This is a genomic window from Gemmatimonadota bacterium (assembly GCA_016704275.1).
GTDB lineage: Bacteria > Gemmatimonadota > Gemmatimonadetes > Gemmatimonadales > GWC2-71-9 > Palsa-1233.
Genome location: JADJAK010000001.1, coordinates 715,558 through 739,615, shown reverse-complemented (window position 1 = coordinate 739,615; position 24,058 = coordinate 715,558). Strand labels below are relative to the sequence as shown.

The window sequence follows — 24,058 nt, the reverse complement described above, 5'->3', positions numbered from 1 at the left end:
CGCCTCACGGCGGGGTGATGCACCCGAGCACCCGCGGCCCGGCCGCGCCAGTGACCGCCGGCAGATTCCCCGGCTGTCCGTGCAGCGTCAACCATCCCAGCATCGCAAACGCCACCGCCTCCTTCGCCTCGGCCGCAAAGAACAATTCGTCGAACGTGCCGACCGTCACGCCGCGCGTGGCGAACCGTTGGGCCAACTCCTCCATGACCACCGGATGCCGACTGCCACCACCCGCCACCAGCAGTTCCGTGAACGGGGGCAGGAAGTCGGTCGCGAATCGAGCAATCCCCTCAACCGTCAACGCGACCGCGGTCCGCACGCCGTCGGGTCCCGGACAGCGCGCCGCGATCGCCGCGGCGTAGTCGCGGCCGAAGCGTTCCCGCCCGGTACTGCGCGGCGGCGGCGCGGCAAAGAAGGGATCGGCCAGCAACTCCGCCAGCAGATCCTCCTGCACGCGGCCCGATCGCGCCACCGCCCCGTCGGTGTCGAAGGGCAACCCAGGCACCGTGCGGCGCGCCAGTTCGTCGATGATCGCCATCCCCGGTCCGGTATCGGCCCCCACGACACCGTCGAGCCCGCCATGGGGCGGCACCCAGGTCACGTTCGCCATGCCACCGATGTTGAGCAGCACGCGAGCGTGGTCTGCCGCGCCGAACAGCAGTGCATCGACCATTGGGACCAGCGGCGCGCCCTGGCCTCCGGCCGCCACGTCGCGGGCCCGCAGGTTCGAGACGATGCGCACGCCGAACCGTTCCGCCAGCACGGCGGGCTCGCCGAGCTGCAGCGTGACGCGCGGCGGCTCATGCCACATGGTCTGGCCGGGGAAGGTGATGGCCGCGAGGGCGTCAGCGCGGGTGTGCGTTGACTCGAGCAGGGTGTCGATGGCCTCGGCGGCCCACTCGGCCAAGGCAACATGCAGGTGCGCCGTCTCGGCGATCGACGCCCCGGCGAGGACTCCCTCGATCTGCGCACGCTCTGCTGACGAGTAGGCACGATGCACGAAGCCGAGGAGATCAACGCGTGTCGGACCGGCGATCTTCACCAAGGCCGCATCGACGCCATCGAGCGACGTCCCCGACATCAGTCCGACCAGCAGCATCGGCGCCTGCGTCATGCCGGCTCCGCGATCGGTGGCGGATCGCCAACGATGGCGCGCAACCGGCGATCGACGGCGACGAGTCGTGCTTCGGCCGCCACGGCATCGATGCCCTCGTGCAGCATCACGATCGCGGTGCGGACGCGCCCGCCTGCAGCACGAATCGCCGTGCGCGCCGCCGCACGTGGTGCACCGGTCGCCTCCATCACGATACGCTCGCCGCGATCCTCGAGCTTCGCGTTGGTCACCTGCACGTCGACCATCAGGTTGCCCCACGTCTTGCCGATCCGGACCATCGCGCCGGTCGTGAGCATGTTCAGCACCAGCTTGGTGGCGGTGCCGGCCTTGAGCCGGGTCGACCCCGTGACCAGTTCCGGGCCGACATCGACGTGGATGACGACATCAACCAGGCCCACCATCGCGGCGGGCGGCTCGGCGCAGCTGAAGAAGACGGTGCGCGCGCCGCGCGCGGCGGCGCGTTGCAGCGCCCCGTGGACGAACGGCGTGGTGCCGCTCGCTGCGATGCCGACGACGACATCGTCTGCGCCGACGGCGCGCGCGTCGACGGCGGCCGCCCCGGCCGCCGGATCATCCTCAGCCCCCTCGACGGAACGCACCAGCGCATCCGGGCCGCCGGCGATGATGCCCTGCACCATCGCCGGCGGCGTGCCGAAGGTCGGTGGGCATTCCGAGGCGTCGAGCACGCCAAGCCGTCCGGAGGTACCGGCGCCGACGTAGGTCAGGCGGCCACCACGGCGGAAGGCGGCCTCGATCAGCGTCATGGCGGCGGCGATCGACGCCTGCGCGGCCTCGATCGCGACGGGGATGCGGGCCTCCTCGGCGACGAAGAGCGCGACCAGCGCCGACGGCTCGAGCAGGTCGAGGTCGGTCGAGCGGGGGTTGCGACGCTCGGTGCTGCGCAGCGGGGAGGTCATGGGGCAACCGGCATGGGTGCGAGGGCAGGTGCGGCGCTTTAAGTTACGACTGGCCCGAAAGGGCTACAACTCCGCCAATCGCCCGATCCCCGAGGAAGCCGTGATCCGATCGACGCGCCGTGCCTGGCGTTCCGCCGCGCTGGCCCTCCTGCTGCCGTTCGCCGCTCTCGCCGCCCAGCAGGCCACGACCCTGCCCGCCGGCTTCCGCTACACCGGCAAGGCCCGGGTCCTCGAGGCACCCTCCGCGATGGCCGCCTCGGGCAGTCCGATCGCGAGCGACGTCGGCCGCGACATCATGCGCCGGCGGCAATGCCGTCGACGCTGCGGTGGCCGTCGGATTCGCCCTCGCGGTGACCCACCCCGAAGCGGGCAACATCGGCGGCGGCGGCTTCATGATGATCCGTCTCAAGGATGGCACCGTGGCCTCGCTCGACTACCGGGAGACGGCGCCCGGCAAGGCGTCCCGCGACATGTACCTCGATGCCAACGGCAAGTTGACGGACAAGAGCGTGTACGGCCATCTCGCCTCCGGCGTGCCGGGCTCGGTCGCCGGGATGCTGGAGGCACACCGGAAGTACGGCAAGCTGCCACTCAAGCGGTTGATCGCGCCGGCGATTGCCCTCGCGCGCGACGGCTTCCTGATCGACTCGTCGCGGTCTCGATCATTGCGCGGTCACGTCGCCCGGCTGAAGGAGTATCCCGCCTCGGCGGCACAGTTCGTCATCAACGGCAAGGAGCCGATGCCGGGGACGCTGTTCAAGCAGCCGGAACTCGCCAAGACGCTGGCAGCGATCAGCGCCCGCGGCCGCGACGGCTTCTACAAGGGGTGGGTTGCCGATGCCATCGTGGCCGAGATGGCGCGCGGCGGCGGCATCATCTCCCACGCCGACCTTGCGGCCTATCAGCCGAAGTGGCGGACCCCGATTGCCATCAACTATCGCGGCTGGACGATCTATTCGATGCCGCCCGCCTCGTCGGGTGGGACCACCCTCGCCATGATGCTCAACATCCTCGAAGGGTGGGGCAAGATGCCGGCGTTCGGATCCGTCTCGCTATTGCATCGCGAATCGGAAGCGATGCGGGCGGCGTTCACCGAGCGGAACTCGCTCCTCGCCGACACGGACTTCGAATCGGTGCCGATGGCGAGGCTCCTCTCGAAGGAGCATGCGGCCACCCTGCGGAGTCGGATCAACCTTGCGAGGCACACCCCGACGCCGGCCTTCGACAGCCGCCTGCGCGACGGCAACAGCACCACGCACTACTCGGTGGCCGACGCTGACGGCAACGTCGTCTCGACCACCACGACGCTGAACAATTCGTACGGCTCGCACGTCACCGTCGCCGGCGCGGGATTCCTCCTGAACGACGAAATGGATGACTTCGCGGCCGCCCCGGGCACGGCCAACATGTATGGCCTGGTGCAGGGCGAGGTCAACGCGATCAAGCCCGGCAAGCGGATGCTCTCGGCGATGACGCCGAGCATTGTCGTCGATCCGTCAGGCGCGCTGCGACTGGTCGTGGGGACGCCCGGCGGTCCGACGATCATCACCCAGGTCTACCACGTCATCAGCAACGTGATCGACCACGGGATGTCACTGCGAGACGCGGTCGAAGCGCCGCGGATGCACGAACAGGGACTCCCGGACCAGATGCGGATGGAAGGGCCGGGCGGCTTTGCGCCGGCGGCGATCGCCTGGCTCAAGGCGATGGGCCACACGGTTCAGAACAGTGGTGGGATGGGGGATGTGCAGGCGATCGCCCGCATCAAGGGCGGCTGGCAGGGGGTGAGTGACCCCCGCCTTGGCGGGGGCCCCTCGGGGTACTAGCGGTCGTTACTTCGCGAAGTCGTCGCGCAGGGTGATGGTCATCGCCTTGCCGGCGTGCACGATGATGTCGCGGTTGGCCGACTTGGCGGCCACCGCGGCACCCGCCGCACCACCGCCGACGGCGCCGACGATGGTGCCCGTCTTGCCGCCGATGACGCGGCCGATGATCGCGCCGGCCGCCGCACCGGCGCCGGTGCGTGCCACGTCCGTCGCGCCGACACCACGAGCCTTCATTTCATACTCGTAGTCGGTCGCAGCCGCGGTGATCGGGTAGCTCTGCCCGTTGATCTCCACCGACCGACCGGCGAGCGACAACGTCCCCTTCTCGCCGCGGTTGTTGGCCTGACCGATCGCCGTGACGGCCAGCGTGATCACCGAACCGGCGGGGATGATCACCCGGCCGGTCGAGCTGCTCACGTCACTGCTGACGCGGACGCGGATCGGGTCGCCAACGCGCGTGTACTCCGAGTGGATCGAGTCGAGCGTCACCGTCGAGAGCGTGGTGCCGCTCACCAGCGTCACGGTGGCGGTGTTCCTGGACGGTCGGAGCCGGGGCGGGCGATACCGGCGCCGGGCTCGGACGGGTCGTGACCGGCCGAGTGGCGGTCGCCCGCGGCGGCGGCGGCGTCTTCACGAAGACCGTCTCCGGCGGCGGAGCCGGCTTGCTGGTGTCAAGGGCCGGTGCATCGGCAATCGGCACCAGGGAATCAGTGCCGAGGGCATTTCCACCGTCGGCGGTCTTTTCGCCGCAGGCCGCGAGGGCCAAGGCAAGGACAGTGGCAAGGACAATCCGGCGGTCGTTCATTCGAGACTCCTGGGTGATCCGTGATCGGATCGGGGATACCTTTCCCCGATGCGCGCGCTACGCCGACTCCTGCCCTATCTCCGCCGTCATGCGGCAGCCTACTGGGTCGGCTTCCTTTCCCTGCTGGCATCCAATTTCTTCGCTACCCTCGGTCCGCGCTATCTCCAGCGCGGAATCGACATTCTGGCGACCGCTGGCCCTGGCGCTGCCAGGGGTGTCGCCACCGCCGCCCTCTGGGTCGCCGCTTTGGCGTTGGCCAGCGGCGTCCTGCGCTTCGGCATGCGACACCGACTCAATGGGGCGTCCCGCGAGGTCGAAACCGACCTGCGCAACGACCTCTTCCGCCGACTGATGGGGCTCTCCGCGCCGTTCCACCAGCGCTTCCCGGTCGGCGACCTGATGGCCCGTGCCACGAACGACCTGCTCGCCCTGCGCATGGTCGCCGGCCCGGCCATCATGTACCTCGTCGACACCACCGTACGCACCATCATGATCGTGCCGATGATGCTGGCCCTCTCTCCGTCCCTCACGCTCTGGGCCCTGCTCCCGACGCTCGGCCTGCCGCTCGTGATGGTCATCATCGGCGGCGAAGTCCATCGTCGAGCGCTCGCGGTGCAGAACCAGTTCGGCGACATCTCCTCGTTCGTGCAGGAGCATCTGGCCGGCGTCCGCATTGTCCGCGCCTACGCGCAGGAATCGGCCGAGACCGCCCTCTTCCACGGGCTCGATCGCGGCTACGTGGCCAGCAATCTCGCCCTCGCCCGCGGTCAGGGGATCTTCCATCCGCTGCTGACCTTCCTCGGCGGGCTCGGCGCCGTCATCGCCATGATCTTCGGCGGCCGACTGGTCCTCACCGGCGCCATGACCATTGGCGGCTTCGTGGCGTTCGGAGTCTACCTCGCCACGCTCGTCTGGCCGATGATCGCCCTCGGGTGGGCAATCTCGCTACTCCAACGCGGTGATGCCGCCTCGGACCGTGTGCAGGCACTGTTGGAGGAGACGCCCGACATCATCGACCCAGCACACCCGGCGGCCCTCCCCGCGGTGGAGGGCGCACGCCGCCTGGCTTTTGAGGGGGTGTGGTTCCGCTACCCCGGCGCCGAACGGGATTGGGTCCTGCGGGACGTCTCCTTCACCGTGGAGGCCGGCAAGGTGCTCGGCATCGTCGGCGCCACGGGCAGCGGCAAGACGACCATCGCCGAACTGGTGGTGCGGACGTACGACCCCGACCAGGGCCGCATTCTCCTCGACGGGGTCGACATTCGGACGCTGGGGCTGGCCGATCTCCGCGCGGCCGTCGGCATGGTGCCGCAGGAGACGTTCCTCTTCTCCGATACGCTGCGCGAGAATGTGCTGCTCGGCTCCCCTGATGATGGCCGACTCGACGACGCCGCGCGCGTCGCTCGCCTCGATCAGGCACTCCCCGACTTGCCGCAGGGGTGGGACACGATGCTCGGCGAGCGCGGCATCAACCTCTCCGGTGGTCAGCGGCAGCGCGCGGCGATTGCTCGGGCGCTGGTGCGGCAGCCGCCCGTGCTGGTGCTCGATGATGCGCTGAGTGCCGTGGATGCGCAGACGGAAGAGGACATTCTCGCGGCACTGCGCGGCGCGATGGTGGGGCGCACCTGCCTGATCATCTCGCACCGCTTCTCCGCGGTTCGCGACGCCGATGAAATCATCGTGCTCGACGACGCGACGATCGCGGAGCGCGGCACGCATCAGGCGTTGCTGGCGAGGGGCGGGCGCTATGTGGCGTTGCTGAGCCGGCAGGAGCTCGAGGAGAGCCTGGCGTAGCGGCTACAACCGTCGCGCCAGCCAGTCCGGCGTCATGGCGCTCAGCATTCCGGCGAGGCGCGTGAATTCCCCCGTGACCAGCAGGATCCCCACCACCACCATGACGAGCCCGCTGAAGCGCTGGAGCCACGGCATCCAGCGGCGGAAGCGCGTGAACCAGGCGCGGAACGAATCGACGGCGAACGCGGCCACCAGAAAGGGCACCGCGAGCCCCGCCGAGTAGGCCAGCAGCAGCAGCACCCCGTGGGTCACGTCGCCACTGGTGCCTGCCATGCCGAGAATCGCGCCGAGGATCGGCCCGATGCAGGGCGTCCATCCCGCGGCGAACGCCATCCCCACCAGCACCGAGCCGAGGTAGCCGATCGGCTTCCGGTCGAGGTGGACCCGTTGGTCTCGGTCGAAGGCGTTGATCTTGACCGCCCCCATCATGTACAACCCGAAGGCGATGATCAGCACCCCGCCGATCCGCGCGAGGCGCAGCTTGTTGTACGCCAGCGCCGCGCCGAGGGCGGTCGCGCCTGCGCCGAGCAGGACGAAGACCAGGGTGAAGCCGGAGACGAAGAGAATCGCGTGCAGCACCGCATGGTGGCGACGATCGGTCATCTCGTCGAGCGTCATCCCGGTGAGGAAGCCGAGGTAGCTCGGCACCAAGGGCAAGACGCACGGTGACAGGAAGGAGAGGAGGCCGCCAGTGAAGGCGACCAACGGCCCGAAGGCGCCCTCGGTCATCCGCCCTGCCGCCCGGCGCGCGCGAGCACACCGACTTCGGCGTCACGGCATGCGCGACAGAGCCCGTGGATCTCCACGCGGTGCCGCTGCAGGAGGAACCCGTGTTCGTCGGCAACGAGCGGCAGGATGCGCTCGAAACGATCGGTCGAGAATTCGGTGACGACGCTGCATCGTGCGCAGACGAGGTGACCGTGGGGTGACCCCTGCCGCTTCGCCTCCCAGCGCTTGAAGCCCTCTCCGAAGTCGAGCTGCCGTACCAGTCCGCTCTCCACCAATACCTCGAGCGAACGGTAGATGGTGGCGAGGCCGATCTTGTGGCCCTGGTCCCGGAGCTGTCGCTCGATCGCGTCAACCGAGAGGTGGCGCCCGCCCGTGAAGACCGCCAGCGCGACGAGGTCGCGCTGGCGGGTCACCGGCAAATGGCGCTCCCGGAGCCAGCGCCGGAAGCGCTCGCCGAGGTCGCGACCCGCCTCCGCGTCAGTCGTCGCCATCACCGATGTCGGCGGCGGCGAGCTCGGCGTCGTCGGTGTCGTCGGCTTCGACGGCCTCCTCGGCCACGCTCTCGAGCGGCAACTCCTCCTGCACCACGACCGGCGGGAACCAGAGCGACACCTCGATCGGGACCGGCGGCTCCTCGTCGTCGGCACGCACCGGGACGAGGGCCAGCAACTCGTGCAACGCCTCGAGCGGACCACTGCCGACCTCGTCCATCACCGCCTCAAAACCGCCGCGCTTCTTCCCCTTGATCAGCGCAGTATACCGCGCGGTGTAGATGCGCCGACGATCGCCGTCGATCCGCGAGATCACCGCCGTCCCGTACTCGGCGAGGTCACGCCGGAGGACGCGGAAGACCCAGACGCCATCGACGTCGGCCGTCGGGATCTGGTCCTGGAGCCAGAGCGCGAGGCGCTCCCAGTGCGGGCCTTCGCCCGGACCACGCGGCGTCAGACTGGCAAGCATCGTTCAACGTAGGTGCGAAGCACGGTGAGGAAGTCCTGGGCATTGGTGACGACGCCGAACGCCTGATGCGTCCCGCGGTCCTTCAACTTGTTCACGACGAACTCCGTCTGGTCAACGCAGATCGTCATCAGCGGTTCTGGCCGCTCTTCCGGGTTCTGTGTGTGGAACGACGGCAGCATGTTGCCGACGGCAATCGCATGCAGGGCGGTGGCGATGAACACCGCGCCCGTGGCGCGCACGGCATGTTCACGCATGGCATCCTGCGCGGCGGTCGCGTCGGTGAAGACGCCGGGGAGCGGCCCATCGTCGCGGATCGACCCGGCCAGCACGTAAGGAACCCCGCGGGTCACCAGCGTGTGCATGATCCCGTCGGACACCAACCCCGAGGCGACCGCAGCCTCGATCGATCCGGCGGCCCGCACGGCGTTGATCGCGCGCATGTGGAGCCCGTGCCCGCCGGCGGTGGGGCGGCCCTCGTGGTCCATGCCGAGGGTGGTACCGTAGATCGCGGCTTCCATGTCGTGGACGGCGACGGCGTTGCCGGCCAGCATCGCCTGCACGAAGCCCTGCTCGACGAACCAGGCGAAGTCCGCGCGCGCGCGCGAGTGCACCAGCGCCGGCCCGGCGACCCAGACGAGATAGCCGCCGCGGGCACGCTGCGCGATCAACTGGGCGGCGAGGTCCTCGTAGTTGACCGGTCGCTCGCGGGAGACCTCGGTGCTCATGAAGGAGAACTCGTTCCCTCGCCGCGCGCCGCGGAGAAACCCCTCGGCGTACACCACCACCCCATCGGCGCCCTGCTCGTCGAGGCCGACCACCACCGGTTCGCCAGCCAGCACGCGACGCGGCTCGACCGTTTCCACGACTCCGCCGCGCAGGACCAGGACACAATCCATCCGCGGACGCGTCGGGGCGGCCCATCCGGAGGTCAGTCGGACGTAGGTCGGCAGGTTCGACGTCGAGAAGAAGCCGTCAGGCACCACGCCGTCGGCGGGCGCCGGGCGGAACGTCGCCACCGGCGCGTCCGCGAAGGGCGGGACGTCGAGATCGGGGAACCAAGGCATTGGCTCAAAGATAAGGGCCCCTCCCCGCTGCCGCGCCGTTGCCGCCCCGGCCGGAGCAAGGCACGTTTCGGCCATGGACCCCCGCCCCTGCCTCTCCGCCGCGCTCTTGATCGCCATTGGTCACGCTCTCCCCCTGACGGCGCAGCGGCCCGATTCCGCGACCGCACTCCCCCCGATCCGCGTGAGCGTGACCCGCGCCCCGGACTCGCTGGCCCGCCTGGGCGCGTCGGTGACGGTGGTCGACTCCCTGGCACTCCGCCGGGGGAGGCTCGCTGGAGGGCTCGACGAGGCCCTCGCCTTCGTCCCTGGCGTGATCGCCGCGAGCCGAGGGAATCCGTCGGTCGACCAGCGGCTCATCATCCGCGGCTTCGGGGCACGCGCCGCCTTCGGCGTGCGCGGCATCAAGATCCTCGTCGATGGCATCCCGCAGACCCTCCCCGACGGACAGAGCCAACTGACGAACCTCGACCTCGGCGGCATCGAACGGGTCGAAGTGCTGCGTGGGGCGGCATCGTCGCTCTATGGCAACGCCGCCGGCGGGGTGATCGCGTTCATGTCGCGAACGGACAGGGACTCGACCCCGAGAATCCACATCGGGATCGAACGCCTCGATGATCAGGGCAGCCGCTTGGAGAGTCATGGCTCTCTCGCCATCGGGCGCGCCAGAGTGACCGTCCAGAGTTCCCTCACGAAGAACGACGGCTACCGCGATCACTCCGCGACCGAACAGCGTCGCGCACAGTATGCGCTTGCCTACCAGTGGCGCCCGTCGACAACCATCATTGCGCGGGCGGCCTGGGCCAACGATCCGTTCGCCGACAACCCGGGCGCGCTCACGGCCACCGAGTCCGCGGCCACGCCATCGGTGAGCGCGCCAAACAACCTGCTGCGGAATGCCGGCAAGGCGGTGCGCCAGAAGCAGTTCTCGCTCGGGCTCGACGACGCGCGTGGTGAATGGACGACCGAGGTGCGACTCTGGTTGCTCACCCGCGCGCTGGTGAATCCGCTGGCGGCACCAGCCCCGGCACCGAACCCCGCCGACGAGGGACTCTGGGTCGGCCTCGACCGGCTCGGCACCGGCCTGCGGGCGAGCACCACCCGGCGTCTGGGAGTGCACCACCTCACCGCTGGGATCGATCTGCAATCGAGTCGCGATGATCGCACCAATCGTCGTCATCGTCAGGGAACGCCATTTGGCCCGCTGCTGCTGGACCAACGCGAGACCGTGGGCGAGGTCGGCCTGTTCGCGCAGGCAACCATCGTCCGTGGCGCGTGGCAGGTGCGAAGCGGGATGCGATGGGACAACACCTCATTCGATGTCACGGATGCACTCGGCAGCGGCAGCGGGCAGCGCACCATGGCCGCGGTCAGCGGGAGCGCCTCGATCACGCGCGCCATGGGTCCGGCAACGAGCTGGGCCTCGGTGTCGACCGCGTTCGAGACCCCCACCACGACGGAGCTCGCCAACCAGCCCGACGGCCGCACCGGCCTCAATCGGGTGCTCGATCCGCAGCGCAGCGTCTCACTCGAAGTCGGACTTCGCAGTCCGGTGGCGTTCGGCCAGATCGAAGCGGCCGCCTGGAACACCTCGACGCGCGATGCGATCACGCCGTTCCAGGAGATCGGCGGCCGCTCGTACTACACCAACGCGGGTCGCACGCGCACGCGCGGCGTTGAAGCCGCGGCGCAGGCAACGCTCCACCCCGGCATCGTGGCGCTGGCAACCGTCACGGTGACCGATGCCACCTTCCGCGACTATGTCGTGAACGGTGTCCAGCTTGCCGGCCGCCGCGTCGCAGGGATTCCGCGCACCGTCGCGCGGCTCGGCATCCGTGGGGCGATCGGTCGCCTTGCGCTCGACGCCGACCACGCCTTCGCCAGTGCGCAGCACGCCGATGACGCCAACACGCTCGAGGCCGCAGGGTGGGGCGCCGGCATCACCGGCCTCCGTCTCCGGTGGATCCCCCGGGGCCGGCACGCGCTCGCGCCGTTCGTCTCGGTGCAGAACCTCTTCAATCGACGGGTGATCGGATCGGTGACGGTGAACGGCACCTTTGGGCGAGTCTTCGAGCCGGCCGCCGGCCGCTTCATCAGTGGTGGCGCGAGCTTCCGCCTCTAGGTGGTGAGGGGTAGCGAGTGACCAGTGACCAGTGACCAGTGACCAGACTTACGACCTACGACCTACGACATCTACCGACTACCGACGACCAACGACTCTACAACAACGACACCGGATCCCGATCCAGCGCCAGCCGAACATCGCCGCGCATCGCGCCAAGTTTCGGCGCAAGCGCCCGAACCACCCCGCCGAGCACGGCGGCGTCGCCCTTGAGCAGCAGGTGATGCCGCCAGCGATTGGTGATCCGTTCGATCGGACAGGGAGCCGGCCCCAGCAGTGTCAGAGGCAGGTCGAGTCGCGTGATCAACGCGTCACACCAGCGCGCCAGCGCGGTGATCCGCTCGGCCACGGCGCCGCCGTCCTCGCCACTCGCGACGATCCGCACCAGCGAGGTCGTCGGCGGATACGGCGGCGAGCGGCGCCCTTCGAGCTCCGCCGTGAGGAACCCCTCCGCGTCGTGCTGGGCCGCGAAGCCGAGCGCCGGGTGTTCCGGCTGCCGCGTCTGGACCAGGACCCGGCCACCCTTCGGACCGCGGCCCGCGCGCCCGGCCACCTGCGCAATCAGCTGGAACGTGCGCTCGGCCGACCGGAAATCGGGGAGGTGCAGCGCGGTGTCGGCGTCGACCACGCCGACCAGCGTCACGTTCGGGAAGTCGATCCCCTTGGCGATCATCTGGGTGCCGATGAGCACGTCGACGTCGCCCGTCCCGACGCGCTCCAGAATGCGATGATGGCCCCACTTGCTCGCCGTGGTGTCGAGGTCCATCCGGGCGACGCGTGCCGTCGGGAAGCGCTCCGCGACCAGGCGCTCCACCTGCTGCGTGCCGGCACCGAGGTGCCTGGTCGTGGTCCCCTGGCAGGCGGGGCAGGCACCGGGAATCGGCGTGCGGTAGTCGCAATAGTGGCAGCGGAGTTCGTCGGGGTTGCGGTGCACGGTCAGCGAGATGCTGCAATTCGGGCACTGCACTACTTCGCCGCAGGCGGTGCACTGCACGAAGGCCGCCCAGCCGCGGCGATTGAGCAGCAGGAGCACCTGTTCCTGCTTCGCCAACGCGGCCGTCACTGCATCGTCGAGGACGGTGCTCCACGGGACGCCCGTGGGATGCGCCACCATCGGCGTGGTGCGCAGATCCACCAACTGGACCGGCGGCATCGGCCGTTCGCCGATGCGCGCCGGGAGCCGCACGACATGATCCGGTGCGAGACGCGCCCAGCTCTCGGGTGCGGGCGTGGCCGATCCGAGGATGATGGCAGCGCCTTCGAGGCGGGCGCGCCAGGCGGCGATTTCGCGCGCGTGGTAGCGGGGCGTCTCGCCGTTCTTGTAGCTGGACTCGTGCTCCTCGTCGATCACGATCAGGCCGAGGTTGCGCACCGGGGCGAAGATTGCCGACCGCGCGCCGACGGCGACGCGTCGCTCGCCACGACGGAGCGCCCGCCACGCGTCGGCGCGTTCGCCATCGCTGAGGCCACTGTGCAGCACCGCGACGTCATCACCGAAGGCGCCGCGGAGTCGCGCGACCGTCTGTGGCGTGAGCGCGATCTCCGGCACCAGGACGATCGCCCCGCGATTCTCGGCGAGCAGTTCGCGGATGCGCTCGAGATAGACGAGGGTCTTGCCTGAACCCGTCACCCCGAAGAGCAGCGAGGTCTCGCCGGGCGCAATCTGCCGGAGCGTCGCGAGGGCGCGGGTCTGATCGGCGGTGAGATGCGGTGGTGGCGGGCTCGACGGGAGGTCGGCAAAGGGGTCGCGCGAGGTCTCGTCATCGAGCAGGACGATCACACCCGACGCCGCCAATTGCTGCAGCGGGCCGATGGTGGCGCCTGCCGCTTCAAGCAATGCGCGCACCGCCATTCGCCCGCCGCGACCCTCGAGCACCTCGTAGAGCTTTCGCTGCGCCGGCTTCCGGGCAAAGTGCTGATCGCGCGCCAGCAGCGGGAGGACCTCGCCAACGATCGCGGCCGTGCGGGTCGTCGCGGCGGCACCATCGGTGTTCGGTGGCACCACCTCCAGCGAGAGCGCTCCGACACGCTGGAGCCGGTCGGCGGCCTCCCAGAGCGGCTTCTTGAGGGCGCGACTGGCGGCCTGGATGGTGCCGCTCCCGCCGCGCCGCTGCAGCCACTCCACCAGATCGCCCGCCGTCCCGCCGACCACGGCGCGTGCGGCGGCCTCGAGGTGCAGCATCACCGTCGATTGCCCCCAGAGGGCGGCCGGCAGCATGGCGCGCAGCATCAGCCCGGGCGGCGCGCCGTAGTAGCGCGCCGCGCGCGCGGCCAGGGCGAGGAGCGGCGCCGGCAGGGCCACCTCGTCATCCGGCGCGGCGAGGATGTCGCGTGCCGCCGTGGGCGGTGGCGCGACATCGACCGCCGTGACGATGCCGATCAGCTCCTCTCGGCGGACCGGAACGACGACGCGCGCCCCGGGGAGCGCGCGATCGGCGAGGGTGGCCGGGATCCGGTAGCGATACGGTTCGGCGAGTGGCAGCGGCAGGGCGACCTGCGCGTACCGGTCGGTCATCGTCGTGTCACGCCCAACCCGGGGGCATCCGGCAGCGTGACCTGCCCGCCGGCGATGCCGGCCCCGACGAAGGGATCCTGCGAGAGCAGCGCGGCACCATCGAGATCGACGATGTCGACCAGCGGCGTGAAGTGTGCCGCGGCCGTGATACCGAGCGACGACTCGATCATGCAGCCGACCATGACGGTCATCTGGTGCGTGCGGGCAATGGCGATCATCCGCAACGCCTCACGCAACGAGCCGCACTTGGCGAGCTTGATGTTGATGCCGTCCACCCGACCGACCAGCCGCGCGATGTCCCCCGACGTGACGCAGCTCTCGTCGGCGATCAGCGGAATCCGCGCGTGTCGGTGGATGTGCGCGAGGCCATCGAGGTCATCGGGCGCAACCGGCTGCTCCAGCACCGTGACGCCGAACTCTTCCAGCACCGGCAACATCCGGACGGTGTGCACGGCGGTCCAGCCGCAGTTGGCATCGACGCGCAGCTCCTTGTCCGTCGCGTCGCGAATCGTGCGCAACAGCGTGAGATCGTCGGGGCCGCCCAGCTTGATCTTGAGGATCGGATACTCGGCCGCCTCGCCAACCTTCAGGCGAATCATCTCCGGCGTGTCCATCCCGATGGTGAAGGTCGACCGCGGGGCCGCGGCGCGGTCGAGCCCCCAGTAGCGCCAGAGCGGGACGCCGAGACGCTTCCCGACGAGGTCGTGCAGCGCGGCGGAGATCGCCACGCGCGCAGCCGCGTTCCGCCGCAAGGTGAGCTCGAGCCGCCGCTCGATCGCGTCGAGCTGGTGCGGGTCATCACCGAGGAGCGTGCCGTAGGTCGCGAGCGCCGCCTGCACCGTCTCCAGCGTCTCGCCGTAGAAGCGCGTCGCCGCGGCCTCGCCCCACCCCTCGACGCCGTCGTCGTCGGTGATCTTGACCATCACGGTGCGATAGTCGCTCTGGCCGCCGCGTGCGATGATGAACGGATGGCGGGTGCGGAGGGCGAGCAGCTCGGTGCTGAGGCGAAGGGTCATGGGGGAAGCTTAGGCGAGCGCCTCGACGGTCGCCAGCACCCCGTTGGCGAGTCGCGCCGGGAGGTAGCCGCCTTCCATCAAGGCCACGATCGGGGCCGAGGGGAAAGCGGTGCGGAGCCGCCCCACCCAGTCGGCAAAATGGGGCGGCTCCAGGGTGAAGCCGCCCAGCGGATCGCCGTCCATCCCGTCGTAGCCGGCGGACACCAGCACCACGTCGGGTCGCCATTCGGCGGTGGCCACCGTCACCGCATCCCACAGCGCCTCGACGTAGCGTGCGGCGGCGAGCTGCGGTGGCATCGGCACGTTGAAGATGTTGCCCACGCCGCGTTCGTCGGCGGCACCGGACCCAGGCCACCACGGCGATTGATGCATCGAGATGAAGCGGATCGTCGGGTCATGCTCGACGAGGGCCTGCGTGCCATTGCCGTGGTGCACATCCCAGTCGACGATCAGCACCCGATCGCGACCGGCGCGTCGAGCCTCGGTGGCGAGCAAGGCGATGTGGTTGGCGTAGCAGAAGCCCATCGCGCCATGCCGCAGGGCGTGGTGCCCCGGCGGGCGGATGGCCGCGAAGGCGTTCCCCTGTCCGTCGAGGGCGTGGGCGAGCGCGGCGCGGGCGGCCCCAGCCGCCGCCAGCGTGGCACGCCAGGTCGCCGGCCCGACGGGGCAATCCGGGCCATAGTCCCCGGTGCCACGGCGGCTCATCGCCTCGAGGTCCTGGAGATAGGCGGGATCGTGGAGCGTGGCCAACCACTCGGGCGGCGATGGTGCGGCATCGGCGACGGGGACACCCGCCGTGGCGAGTCGCTGCAACACCGTGCGCAGACGCGCCGGCTGTTCCGGCATGCCGCTGCCAGGGTCGTGCGTCAGGCACGCCGCTGCCGTCACGACAAGCATCGTGTCCGTCCCGTTCAGTGGACTGGGCGGCGCGACCGGCGCAACACGATCAGCGGCGCACCGGCCGGCATGCCGCTCTGGGCAACCGTTTGCGCTTCATCGGCCAACTCCGCCCCGCGAAACTTGACGAGGAAGGCGTCAGCGGACTCGACGACACGGGCAGCCGCCAGTGCGCGCTGCTTGATCTCGCGCACCGTGGTGGTCGGCGTCACCACGAGTGGGATGTCGTCCCAGACCTCGTGCACCATCACCCGAATCGGCAACTCGGCGGCGGTCATGTCGGCTCCGCGGCGGGAGGCAGGGTGCTCAGGAATCGATCCACTGCGTGATCAAAGAGCAGCGTGCTGGCACGCACGCGGGTCGACCCATCCACCACCGAGGTCGCGAGCGCGATCTCCTCGCCGCCCTGTCCGCGCAGCACCAACCAGCTGTCGCCTTCCTTCTCCGGAAATGCCGCGTGATGCGGCACCCGTTCGGCAAAGAAGCGCTTGGCGCTGGTGATCACGGCGCCGGGGTCGAGCGAGGTCGTCACGTTGAATACCATCAGGGCACCTCATCGCGCGTGTCGGAGACCGCCTGCACCGCACCCTGATGCAGGGGACGGGAACGAAAGAGGTCGAACAACCGGGGCTTCACCCGCAGCACGAGGATCAAGTCGCCGGGGGGCGGCTCATCCACGCCATCCACCAGAAGATAGGCGGGCAGTGACGTCTGCGGCGGCACTTCGGCCACATAGCGCTTGCCGTGCCAATTGAAGCGTACCGCCGATGGCACCTGCCGCACCACCAGGTCAAGAAACCAGTCGTCCTCGACCTGGTAGACATCCGCCACCGGCGCGTCGCCATCCAGGAAGAAGAGGGGATCGAACGGGTCACCGTCCTGGCGCGCATAGTTGGCTTCGGCCGCGCGGTCGAGCGCTTCGAGGTCATCGCCCCGGGCGCGCCATTCGACGTGGTGCCGCAGCTCGTGCGTCAGCGTCTCCCACCCCTCCTGCTCCCAATCGAAGGTCGCGTCGAGTTGGGCCAGCGCCAGGAAAGAGCCGTGATAGAGCACGACCCGGCTCTGGACCGCCTCGGGGGCCTCCTGCTCAAGCGGCAGCGGGATGCACTCGCCCAGGGTGTAGATCTCGGCGCGCGTCGGATGCGGCACCGCCCGCGGCGACACCACCACCTCGGTGACGCCATCGAAGTACTCACTCGGCACCTCGGCACTCATCCGGCGGATCATCCGCTCGAACTCCGCGAGTATCACGACCGCTCAGGCATGGTCGAGGGCCTGCGCCAGGTCGGCGATCAGGTCCTCGTAGTGCTCGACACCGACCGAGAGCCGGATCAGCCCCGGGGTGATGCCATAGCGCGCCTGATCCGCCTTGGAGACATCGGCATGCGTCATCGAGGCTGGGTGCTCCACCAACGACTCGGTGCCCCCCAGCGAGACGGCCAACTTCGCGAGCTGCATCGCGTTGAGGACACGAAACGCGGCAGCCTCGCCGCCACGCACCTCGAAGGCGATCAACGACCCGGGGCCGGTGCACTGACGCTCATAGACGTCGAGCATCGGATGGTCGGCGCTCATCTCACCGAGGTAGTGCAATGCGGCAACCTTCGGATGGGACTTGAGGAACCGGGCCACATGCCGCGCGTTCTTCATCGCGGCCGTCATTCGCATCTTGAGCGTCTCGAGCGAGCGCATCAGGAGCCAGCCATCCATCGGCGACAGCATCGATCCGAGGAACGTGCGCAGACCGCGCACCGGCGCCATCATCGCCTTGCTGCCGAGGGCGGCCCCCGCAATCACGTCGCTGTGGCCCCCAATGAACTTCGTGGCCGAGTAGAGGACGATGTCGGCGCCGTGGCGCAGCGGCTGCTGCCAGAGCGGGCCGAGGAAGGTGTTGTCGACGAGCACCGGGGCATGGCGACCCGGGGTCTCGAGCCGCCGGGTCATCGCGACCACCGCGGCGATGTCGATCAGCCCGTTGGTCGGATTCGCCGGCGTCTCGAGCAGGACGGCGCCGAGCGGCCGGCCGGCCAGCTCCTCGCGCAGCCGTGATTCGTGCGCAGCGGCCGGCTCACCCGCAGGCAGGGCGATGGCCGTCACGCCCCAGGTCGGCAGCACGTGGTGGAGGAAGTGATCCGACCCGCCGTAGATCGGCGCACTGTAGATCACGACGTCACCGGGGCGGAGGTAGGCCATCAGCGCGGTCGTCGTCGCCGCCATCCCGCTGCTGAAGACCGCACAGCTCTCGGCCTCGTCCCAGAGGCAGAGGCGATCCTCGAGCACCTCGAGGTCCGGATTGTTCAGCCGGGAATAGATGAGCCCCGGCACCTCGCCGGGGCTCGCCTCACGCAGCCCGTACGCCACCTCGAAGAAGGCCTTGCCGGCCTCGGCGCTCTCGAAGACAAATGTCGACGTCTGGAAGATCGGGCACTTGATGGCACCCTCGGACAGCGTCGGATCGTAGCCATACCCCATCATCAGGCTCTCGGGGCGCAATCGATGCGCCCCGATGGCCCGATGTGCCGCGTGTTTCGCCATGGTTACTCCTCCAGCTTGGCGGCCACCCAGGCAACCACCTGGTCGAGGCCGATACGCTCCTGCTGCATCGAGTCACGGTGACGCACGGTCACGGTGCGGTCCGTCAGGGTGTCGTGGTCGATCGTGAAGCACCACGGCGTGCCGACCTCATCCTGACGCCGATAGCGCCGACCGATCGCACCACCATCATCGTAGAACGAAGGGAAGCGACGCTTGACATCGTGGTAGAGCGCGTCGGCGACCTCCGGCAGTCCATCCTTCTTGGTCAACGGCAGCACGGCGGCCTTGATCGGCGCAATGCGCGGGTGGAAGCCGAGCACCACGCGCACTTCACCCTCGACCTCTTCCTCGCGATAGGCATCGGCCATCACCGTCAGCGTGACGCGGTCGGCGCCCGCCGAGGTTTCGACGATGTACGGGAGGAAGCGCTCATTCGCCTGCGGATCGAAGTACTCGAGCTTCTTGCCGGAGTGCTCCTGGTGCCGCCCGAGATCGAAATTGCCACGATTGTGGATGCCCTCGATTTCCTGCCAGCCAAAGGGAAACTCGTACTCGATGTCGTAGGCCGCCTTGGCATAGTGGGCGAGCTCCCCCGGCCATGCTCGTGCCAACGCAGCTTGCTCGGCGTGAGGCCGAGGTCGTGATGCCACTGCATGCGGATGGCACGCCACTGCTCGAACCACTCCATGTCGCTGCCGGGCCGGACGAAGAACTGCATCTCCATCTGCTCGAACTCGCGGGTCCGGAAGATGAAATTCCCGGGCGTGATCTCGTTGCGGAACGCCTTGCCGACCTGGGCAATCCCGAACGGGATCTTCTGCCGCGAACTGTTCAGGACGTTCAGGTAGTTGACGTAGATTCCCTGAGCCGTCTCCGGCCGGAGGTAGACCACCGCCGCCGTGTCCTCCACCGGCCCCATGAACGTCTTGAACATGAGGTTGAAGAGCCGGGGCTCGGTCAGGTCGCACGCCGTGTGCTCCCCGGGGACCTTGCTCGGCTTCTGGGGGCAGCGGGCGTCGGCCAGCTTGTCGGCCCGAAACCGGCCCTTGCAGGTCCGGCAATCGACCATCGGGTCGGTGAAGCCGGCCACATGGCCGGAGGCCTCCCAGACCTTGGGGTGCATCAGGATGGCGGCATCGAGCCCCTCGATGTCGTCCCGGGCGTGCACCAGGGAACGCCACCAGCGGTCCTTGACGTTACGCTTCAGCTCCACGCCGAGCGGGCCGTAGTCCCAGACCGAGCCCAGCCCGCCGTAGACTTCCGAGGATTGGAAGACGAAGCCCCGGCGCTTGGCCAGGGAGACCAGCTTGTCCATTAAAGTCAGATCAGCCATGGTCCGAAACTAGCAGAAGTGGAGGAGGGTAGCCCGTGTTCGCGAGCGGGAAGGTAACGGCTCCCGGCAGTCGGCTCCATCCAGAGGCAGGACAATTGGCCATCATTGCTCGATGCATCATGAAACGTCGACTCCCTCCCTCGGGCCCGGTGGCCCGGTGGGGGCGCCATGGCGTGACCCTTATCGAGCTCCTGATCGTCATCGTGATGATCGGTATTCTCTCGGGGATCGCCGCCTCCCGGCTCGATTGGCAGCGCTATCGGACCGATGCCATCGCCCGCGAAGTGATCACGGAAGTGAGCAAGGCGCAGCGACTTGCCGTCACCCTGCAGGCCAATGTCCGGTTCGTGGTGGTCGACCCCCAGCGGATCCAGATTCACGAGGACGTGGACAACAATGGCGCCGTCGGAACCGGGGAACGGGTCCGGACCGTGGTCCTGGACGAGCCGGGCCGGCTGACCAAGGGGACGTCAGCCGACGTCCCGGGTCCCTCGGACCCGACCGAGATTGCCACCATCGTCTTCCGACGCGACGGCTCCGCCTCCCGGGGGGGTACGATCTATCTCACCTCGGCACTGCCTGACGCATCCTGCAAGCGTTGCCGAGCGATCTCGGTCGTCCGGGCCACCGGGCGGCCCACCCTGTACTCCCTGAGCACCGGCACCTGGCGGAGGGCCAATTGAACCACGACCGACGCGGTTTCACCCTGGTCGAGGTCCTGCTGGCGGTGGTGATCCTAGTCCTGATCACCACCACCTTCGCCCGATTTTCGACCGAATTCACCAAGGGAATGACCGGATCGTCGATCCGCGTCGTGTCGGCCGGGGTCGCCCAGGACCGACTGGAGCTCGTCCGAGCCGACCCCCGGTATACCCGGCTCGCGACCCTCTACGCCAGCGGGTCCGGCGCCGATACCACCGGCTTCTCCGGCTTTCCGCGGATGCGCCGGATCACCACGATCGTCCGCGACCAGTCCGGGTCCCCTGCCCGGGACCGCACCACGGTGACCGTCCGGGTGATCGACCCGGGCCTGAAAGACACCGTCGCCGTCACCGCCGTCATCGCGAGCCCCTGACATGACCCAACCGACGCCCCCCATGCTGCGCCGAGCCGGCTTCTCGCTGATGGAGCTGCTGCTCGCGGTCACCGTGCTGACGTTCGTCACGGGAGCCACCTATGCGCTGTTCCGGTCGCAGAGCCAGAACTTCAAGAACAACACGGCCCGCTACGACCTGATCGAAAACGCTCGCGGCGCCATCGAGGCGGCCGAACGGATCATCCGGACCATGGGCGCCGGCACCCCCAACAACCAGCCCGTGCTGGTCTACGGGGCCAACGGCGTGCTGGCCTTCAACACCGACTATGTCGAACAGGACACCGTCGACATGCGCTGGGCCACGTACTTCAACGTCGACACCCCGCTCGAAGAGACCACGGCCTGGACCCAGGCCGCACAGGCCGCCATTCCGAACTCGTCGCCATCCTACACCTATCCGCCGGAGACCTACCAGCTCGGCAACGGCTCCCCGTCGGCGGCCGAGACGTACATCCTCTACTTCTCGCTGGATGCAGGCACCACGCGCAGCGATGACTATGTGCTCTGGCAACGCGTCAACGCCGGGACGCCGGAAATCGTTGCGCGCAACATCCTGGCGCATCCGAATGGCCAGCCGTTCTTCCAGTATCTGATGCAGCGGCAACTCTCGACGGGCGACACGCTCCAGATCGCGCCGGCCGGGGTGCTCCCGCTGATCCGTCGCCCGCTGGTCGCCGGCCTTTCCGCCACCGACTCGGCGAACTATGTCCGGCCCGACTCGATCCGCGCCGTGCGGATGCACTTCCGATTGACCAACGGCGAGAGCGGCACGGCCGAACGATTCCGCGACCTCTCGACGACCATCGAAGTGCCGAACAACGGCATCCCGCTGCCGACCGTCTGCGGGCGCGTCCCGCTCGAACCGGGCGCCCTCACGGCCACCGAGCCGAATCCCGGCGACGGAGTGATCCGGATCGCGTGGACGGCGTCGCCGGACCAGGAGGCGGGTGAGCAGGACGTCACGCAGTACATCATCTGGCGGCGACTCTCTTCGGCCACCGTCTGGGCGGAGCCGTTGCTCGTCGTCCGGTCCGAGGCTGGCCAGACGAGTTACACGACTGACATCACCGGCCACGCCTTCTCGACCGGCTACACCTTCGGCATCGCCGCCCAGGACTGCACGCCGTCGCAGTCCACGATCCGGACCACCGCCATCACCACGAGCGCCGCGCCATGACCAGCCTGTTGCCTCGCCTCCGAGCGTCGCGCCACAATCGGCGCGGTGCCGCCCTGATCCTCACGCTGCTGATTTCGATCGCCATCGCGGCGATGGCCATGGGCGCGATCCTGATGAGCGGTGCCGCCCAGGAGACCACCAAGTTCACGGCGAAGGAAGCCGCACTGCAATCGGCGGCGAACGGCGGCCTCGAGATCATCCGCGACTCGCTCAACCGCGGCATCTTCGATTCGCTACTGCCGTTCAATGGCTTCACGACGATGGCCAGCAACGCCCCGGTGCTCGACGCCCTGGGCGGCACGGTGCCGAACATCTCCCGCTCCCTCTACGTGGGACGGACCGGCGGGCGCACCGGCGGCTCGGCCACGGCCGGGCAGTACGGCAGCAACTTCGCCAGCGCACTCTCCGTGATCCGTGACGGACGCGGCGCCGTCGCGGCGCGGCGGCTGCTGCTGACCCAGGAGTCGTGGGCCAAGTTCGCGGTGGCGGTCAACAACTGGGCCGGCTCGGCGGCGTATGGCTGCGGCGAGTCGATCACGGGGCCGTTCCACTCCAACAATGCCCTCAAGTTGCAGTCGGGGTGCACCTCGCCGAAGATCGTGTTCGCCGGCCCGGTGACGGTCGTCGGGTCGGTGACGAATCAGAGCTCCGGCGACTATCGCAAGGGGATCAAGGTCAGCGCCTCGGCGGTGCCCTGGCCGACACCGGCACGCATCAACCTGATGCGGCAGTACGCCCAGGATGCCGATGCGGCCAATGGCGACTACGACCTGACCGCGCCCACCACCGGGTCGCACACGCCGGGGATGCGCATCGAATTCCTCACCGTCGACGTGAACAGCAACGGCACGATCGAGTGGAATGAGGGCTTCATGCGGGTCTGGGTCGCGAAAAACACCTCGGACTCCGTGTTGGCCTATGCCACCGGCCGCCGGTGGCCACGCGTTCCGGCCGGCACGACGTACAACGACGACCCCAACATGTATTCGCTGAACTGCGGTGCGGTCGTCAACCTCAACGGCAACCAGGAGTTCTACTCCGCCAAGAGCGTCTACGACAACGTCGCGGGTGCGGCCTCCGTGAAGCGCGCCGCCGTGCAGTACGTTCTCTCCGGCGGCACCCAGGGGACCCGCCCGGCCTCCATGGCCGCCTCGCCATCGCCCGCGGGCACCCGCAAGTGCCTGCTGGGTGGCGCGCCTGAGCTCTTTTCCACGACCGGCTCCAGCGTGATCACGCCGGACTCGACGGTCACCGACGCGGCCGTGTATCCGATGGGCTTCTGGAAGAAGCGTCGCGCCGGCGCGATGACAGGCCTGAGTGCCGTTCGCTCCGATGCGGCGTACCTCATTCCGCTCGGCGCGAACGTCAACTTCAAGGGCGTGGTCTTCGTGCAGGGCGACGTCGCGGTCAGCGGCAAGCTCCGCGGCCGCGTCTCGGTCTTCGCCACCGGCAACATCATCCTTGCCGACGATGTGCTGTATCACAACGCGCCGGGCACCAAGTGCGACGCAGAAGGCGACATCATGGGGAGCATCGCGACGCTCGACGCGATCATCGCCGACAACAACGTGCAGACGCCGTTCCGCGTCGCGGCGCGCATGTTCGGCGGCTTCGACGACACGCCGGCGGATGAGCAGTTCAACATGTTCATCCTCGCGGCAGGCAGCGGGAGCGGGACGAGTGGCAACTTCTACGCGACCGGCCTGAACGGCGTGCCGGGTCCGACCGCCCCCTACTACCTCACGGGGACGTTCGACGCGACGGCCACCGCCGAGCGGTGTGGCGGCGCGCCGGCCGGATGCGTGCGGGTCAGCGGCGGCATCGCGATGGGTCGGGTCGATTACTACACCTACAGTGCGTATAACAGCTCGTCCTCCTACGGCTACGCCGAGGCGCACGCGTACGATCCCTGCGGCGCGATCAATCCGCCGCCCTACTTCCCGACCACCGGTCGCTTCATCGAGTCGCGCTACTACGAACTCGACCCGGTGTGGTTGGCCCAGAAGGGATTGGCGGCCTACTTCGCGGATTTGCGGGCGCAGTGAGGGGTCATAAGTCGTAAGTCGTAAGTCGTACAACGCGAAGGCCGGCATCCTCTTGGGATGCCGGCCTTCGTCGACCTACGACCTACGACTTACGACCTATGACTAACGACCCACGC

At 68.9% G+C, this 24,058-nt stretch carries 21 protein-coding genes and 1 pseudogene; 7 read left to right on the top strand and 15 right to left on the bottom strand.

The window, feature by feature from the left end; all coding sequences use genetic code 11:
- Positions 1–4: 4 nt before the first annotated feature.
- Positions 5–1,114, bottom strand: a complete 1,110-nt coding sequence (locus IPG05_03550) for an anhydro-N-acetylmuramic acid kinase (GenBank protein ID MBK6494166.1) — start codon at positions 1,112–1,114, stop codon at positions 5–7.
- Entirely contained in the window at positions 1,111–2,031 is a 921-nt protein-coding gene (gene murQ / locus IPG05_03545; protein ID MBK6494165.1) for an N-acetylmuramic acid 6-phosphate etherase, read from the bottom strand. Before murQ ends, IPG05_03550 begins: the two co-directional genes overlap by 4 nt.
- 326 nt (positions 2,032–2,357) lie before the next feature.
- On the opposite strand from murQ, the gene ggt reads away from it, so the two are divergent.
- The gene (gene ggt, locus IPG05_03540) at positions 2,358–3,857 is read left to right on the top strand and encodes a gamma-glutamyltransferase (GenBank protein MBK6494164.1); all 1,500 of its coding nucleotides are present in this window, start codon (positions 2,358–2,360) and stop codon (positions 3,855–3,857) included.
- 6 nt (positions 3,858–3,863) lie between these two features.
- On the opposite strand, the gene IPG05_03535 is transcribed toward ggt, so the two are convergent.
- Positions 3,864–4,370 carry a hypothetical protein gene (locus tag IPG05_03535; GenBank protein MBK6494163.1) on the bottom strand — a complete coding sequence of 169 codons (507 nt, stop codon included), beginning with the start codon at positions 4,368–4,370 and terminating at the stop codon, positions 3,864–3,866.
- A 340-nt stretch (positions 4,371–4,710) separates the two neighbouring features.
- Between IPG05_03535 and IPG05_03530 the strand changes: the two genes are divergently transcribed.
- A complete protein-coding gene (locus IPG05_03530; GenBank protein ID MBK6494162.1) occupies positions 4,711–6,456 on the top strand; it encodes an ABC transporter ATP-binding protein in 1,746 nt (581 codons plus the stop codon).
- A 3-nt stretch (positions 6,457–6,459) separates the two neighbouring features.
- On the opposite strand, the gene IPG05_03525 is transcribed toward IPG05_03530, so the two are convergent.
- From IPG05_03525 to IPG05_03510, 4 genes are read right to left on the bottom strand one after another with little or no spacing between them, the layout of a single operon-like run.
- Positions 6,460–7,185 carry a cytochrome c biogenesis protein CcdA gene (locus IPG05_03525; protein MBK6494161.1) on the bottom strand — a complete coding sequence of 242 codons (726 nt, stop codon included), beginning with the start codon at positions 7,183–7,185 and terminating at the stop codon, positions 6,460–6,462.
- Positions 7,182–7,676: a transcriptional repressor gene (locus IPG05_03520; protein ID MBK6494160.1), complete on the bottom strand. Its 495-nt coding sequence runs from the start codon at positions 7,674–7,676 to the stop codon at positions 7,182–7,184. The genes IPG05_03525 and IPG05_03520 overlap by 4 nt, the downstream gene beginning before the upstream one ends.
- Complete coding sequence (locus IPG05_03515) at positions 7,663–8,145, bottom strand: hypothetical protein (protein ID MBK6494159.1); 483 nt, start codon at positions 8,143–8,145, stop codon at positions 7,663–7,665. The genes IPG05_03520 and IPG05_03515 overlap by 14 nt, the downstream gene beginning before the upstream one ends.
- Positions 8,130–9,209: a hypothetical protein gene (locus IPG05_03510; GenBank protein MBK6494158.1), complete on the bottom strand. Its 1,080-nt coding sequence runs from the start codon at positions 9,207–9,209 to the stop codon at positions 8,130–8,132. Before IPG05_03510 ends, IPG05_03515 begins: the two co-directional genes overlap by 16 nt.
- Positions 9,210–9,282: 73 nt before the next feature.
- Between IPG05_03510 and IPG05_03505 the strand changes: the two genes are divergently transcribed.
- Complete coding sequence (locus IPG05_03505; GenBank protein MBK6494157.1) at positions 9,283–11,328, top strand: TonB-dependent receptor; 2,046 nt, start codon at positions 9,283–9,285, stop codon at positions 11,326–11,328.
- A 97-nt stretch (positions 11,329–11,425) separates the two neighbouring features.
- Here the strand turns inward: IPG05_03505 and priA are convergent, their stop codons facing one another.
- The 8 genes and pseudogenes from priA to IPG05_03465 all read right to left on the bottom strand — a co-directional run bounded on the left by priA (position 11,426) and on the right by IPG05_03465 (position 19,606).
- Positions 11,426–13,843, bottom strand: a complete 2,418-nt coding sequence (priA, locus tag IPG05_03500; GenBank protein ID MBK6494156.1) for a primosomal protein N' — start codon at positions 13,841–13,843, stop codon at positions 11,426–11,428.
- On the bottom strand, positions 13,840–14,859 hold the full coding sequence (locus IPG05_03495) for a dipeptide epimerase (GenBank protein ID MBK6494155.1): 1,020 nt from the start codon (positions 14,857–14,859) through the stop codon (positions 13,840–13,842). The genes priA and IPG05_03495 overlap by 4 nt, the downstream gene beginning before the upstream one ends.
- 9 nt (positions 14,860–14,868) lie before the next feature.
- Complete coding sequence (locus tag IPG05_03490) at positions 14,869–15,756, bottom strand: histone deacetylase (protein ID MBK6494154.1); 888 nt, start codon at positions 15,754–15,756, stop codon at positions 14,869–14,871.
- Positions 15,757–15,770: 14 nt separating this feature from the next.
- The gene (locus IPG05_03485) at positions 15,771–16,034 is read right to left on the bottom strand and encodes a hypothetical protein (GenBank protein ID MBK6494153.1); all 264 of its coding nucleotides are present in this window, start codon (positions 16,032–16,034) and stop codon (positions 15,771–15,773) included.
- On the bottom strand, positions 16,031–16,300 hold the full coding sequence (locus tag IPG05_03480; GenBank protein ID MBK6494152.1) for a hypothetical protein: 270 nt from the start codon (positions 16,298–16,300) through the stop codon (positions 16,031–16,033). The genes IPG05_03485 and IPG05_03480 overlap by 4 nt, the downstream gene beginning before the upstream one ends.
- Complete coding sequence (locus tag IPG05_03475) at positions 16,300–16,983, bottom strand: metallopeptidase family protein (GenBank protein ID MBK6494151.1); 684 nt, start codon at positions 16,981–16,983, stop codon at positions 16,300–16,302. The genes IPG05_03480 and IPG05_03475 overlap by 1 nt, the downstream gene beginning before the upstream one ends.
- A gap of 30 nt (positions 16,984–17,013) precedes the next feature.
- On the bottom strand, positions 17,014–18,291 hold the full coding sequence (locus IPG05_03470) for a cystathionine gamma-synthase family protein (protein MBK6494150.1): 1,278 nt from the start codon (positions 18,289–18,291) through the stop codon (positions 17,014–17,016).
- A gap of 2 nt (positions 18,292–18,293) precedes the next feature.
- A pseudogene (locus IPG05_03465) lies at positions 18,294–19,606 on the bottom strand (glycine--tRNA ligase).
- Between the two features lie 191 nt (positions 19,607–19,797).
- Between IPG05_03465 and IPG05_03460 the strand changes: the two are divergent.
- The 4 genes from IPG05_03460 to IPG05_03445 are packed head-to-tail and all read left to right on the top strand — an operon-like array spanning position 19,798 to position 23,942.
- Entirely contained in the window at positions 19,798–20,307 is a 510-nt protein-coding gene (locus tag IPG05_03460) for a type II secretion system protein (protein MBK6494149.1), read from the top strand.
- A complete protein-coding gene (locus tag IPG05_03455; GenBank protein ID MBK6494148.1) occupies positions 20,304–20,699 on the top strand; it encodes a prepilin-type N-terminal cleavage/methylation domain-containing protein in 396 nt (131 codons plus the stop codon). Before IPG05_03460 ends, IPG05_03455 begins: the two co-directional genes overlap by 4 nt.
- 1 nt (position 20,700) lies before the next feature.
- Entirely contained in the window at positions 20,701–21,897 is a 1,197-nt protein-coding gene (locus IPG05_03450) for a hypothetical protein (protein MBK6494147.1), read from the top strand.
- Positions 21,894–23,942 carry a hypothetical protein gene (locus IPG05_03445; GenBank protein MBK6494146.1) on the top strand — a complete coding sequence of 683 codons (2,049 nt, stop codon included), beginning with the start codon at positions 21,894–21,896 and terminating at the stop codon, positions 23,940–23,942. Before IPG05_03450 ends, IPG05_03445 begins: the two co-directional genes overlap by 4 nt.
- Positions 23,943–24,058: the final 116 nt, after the last annotated feature.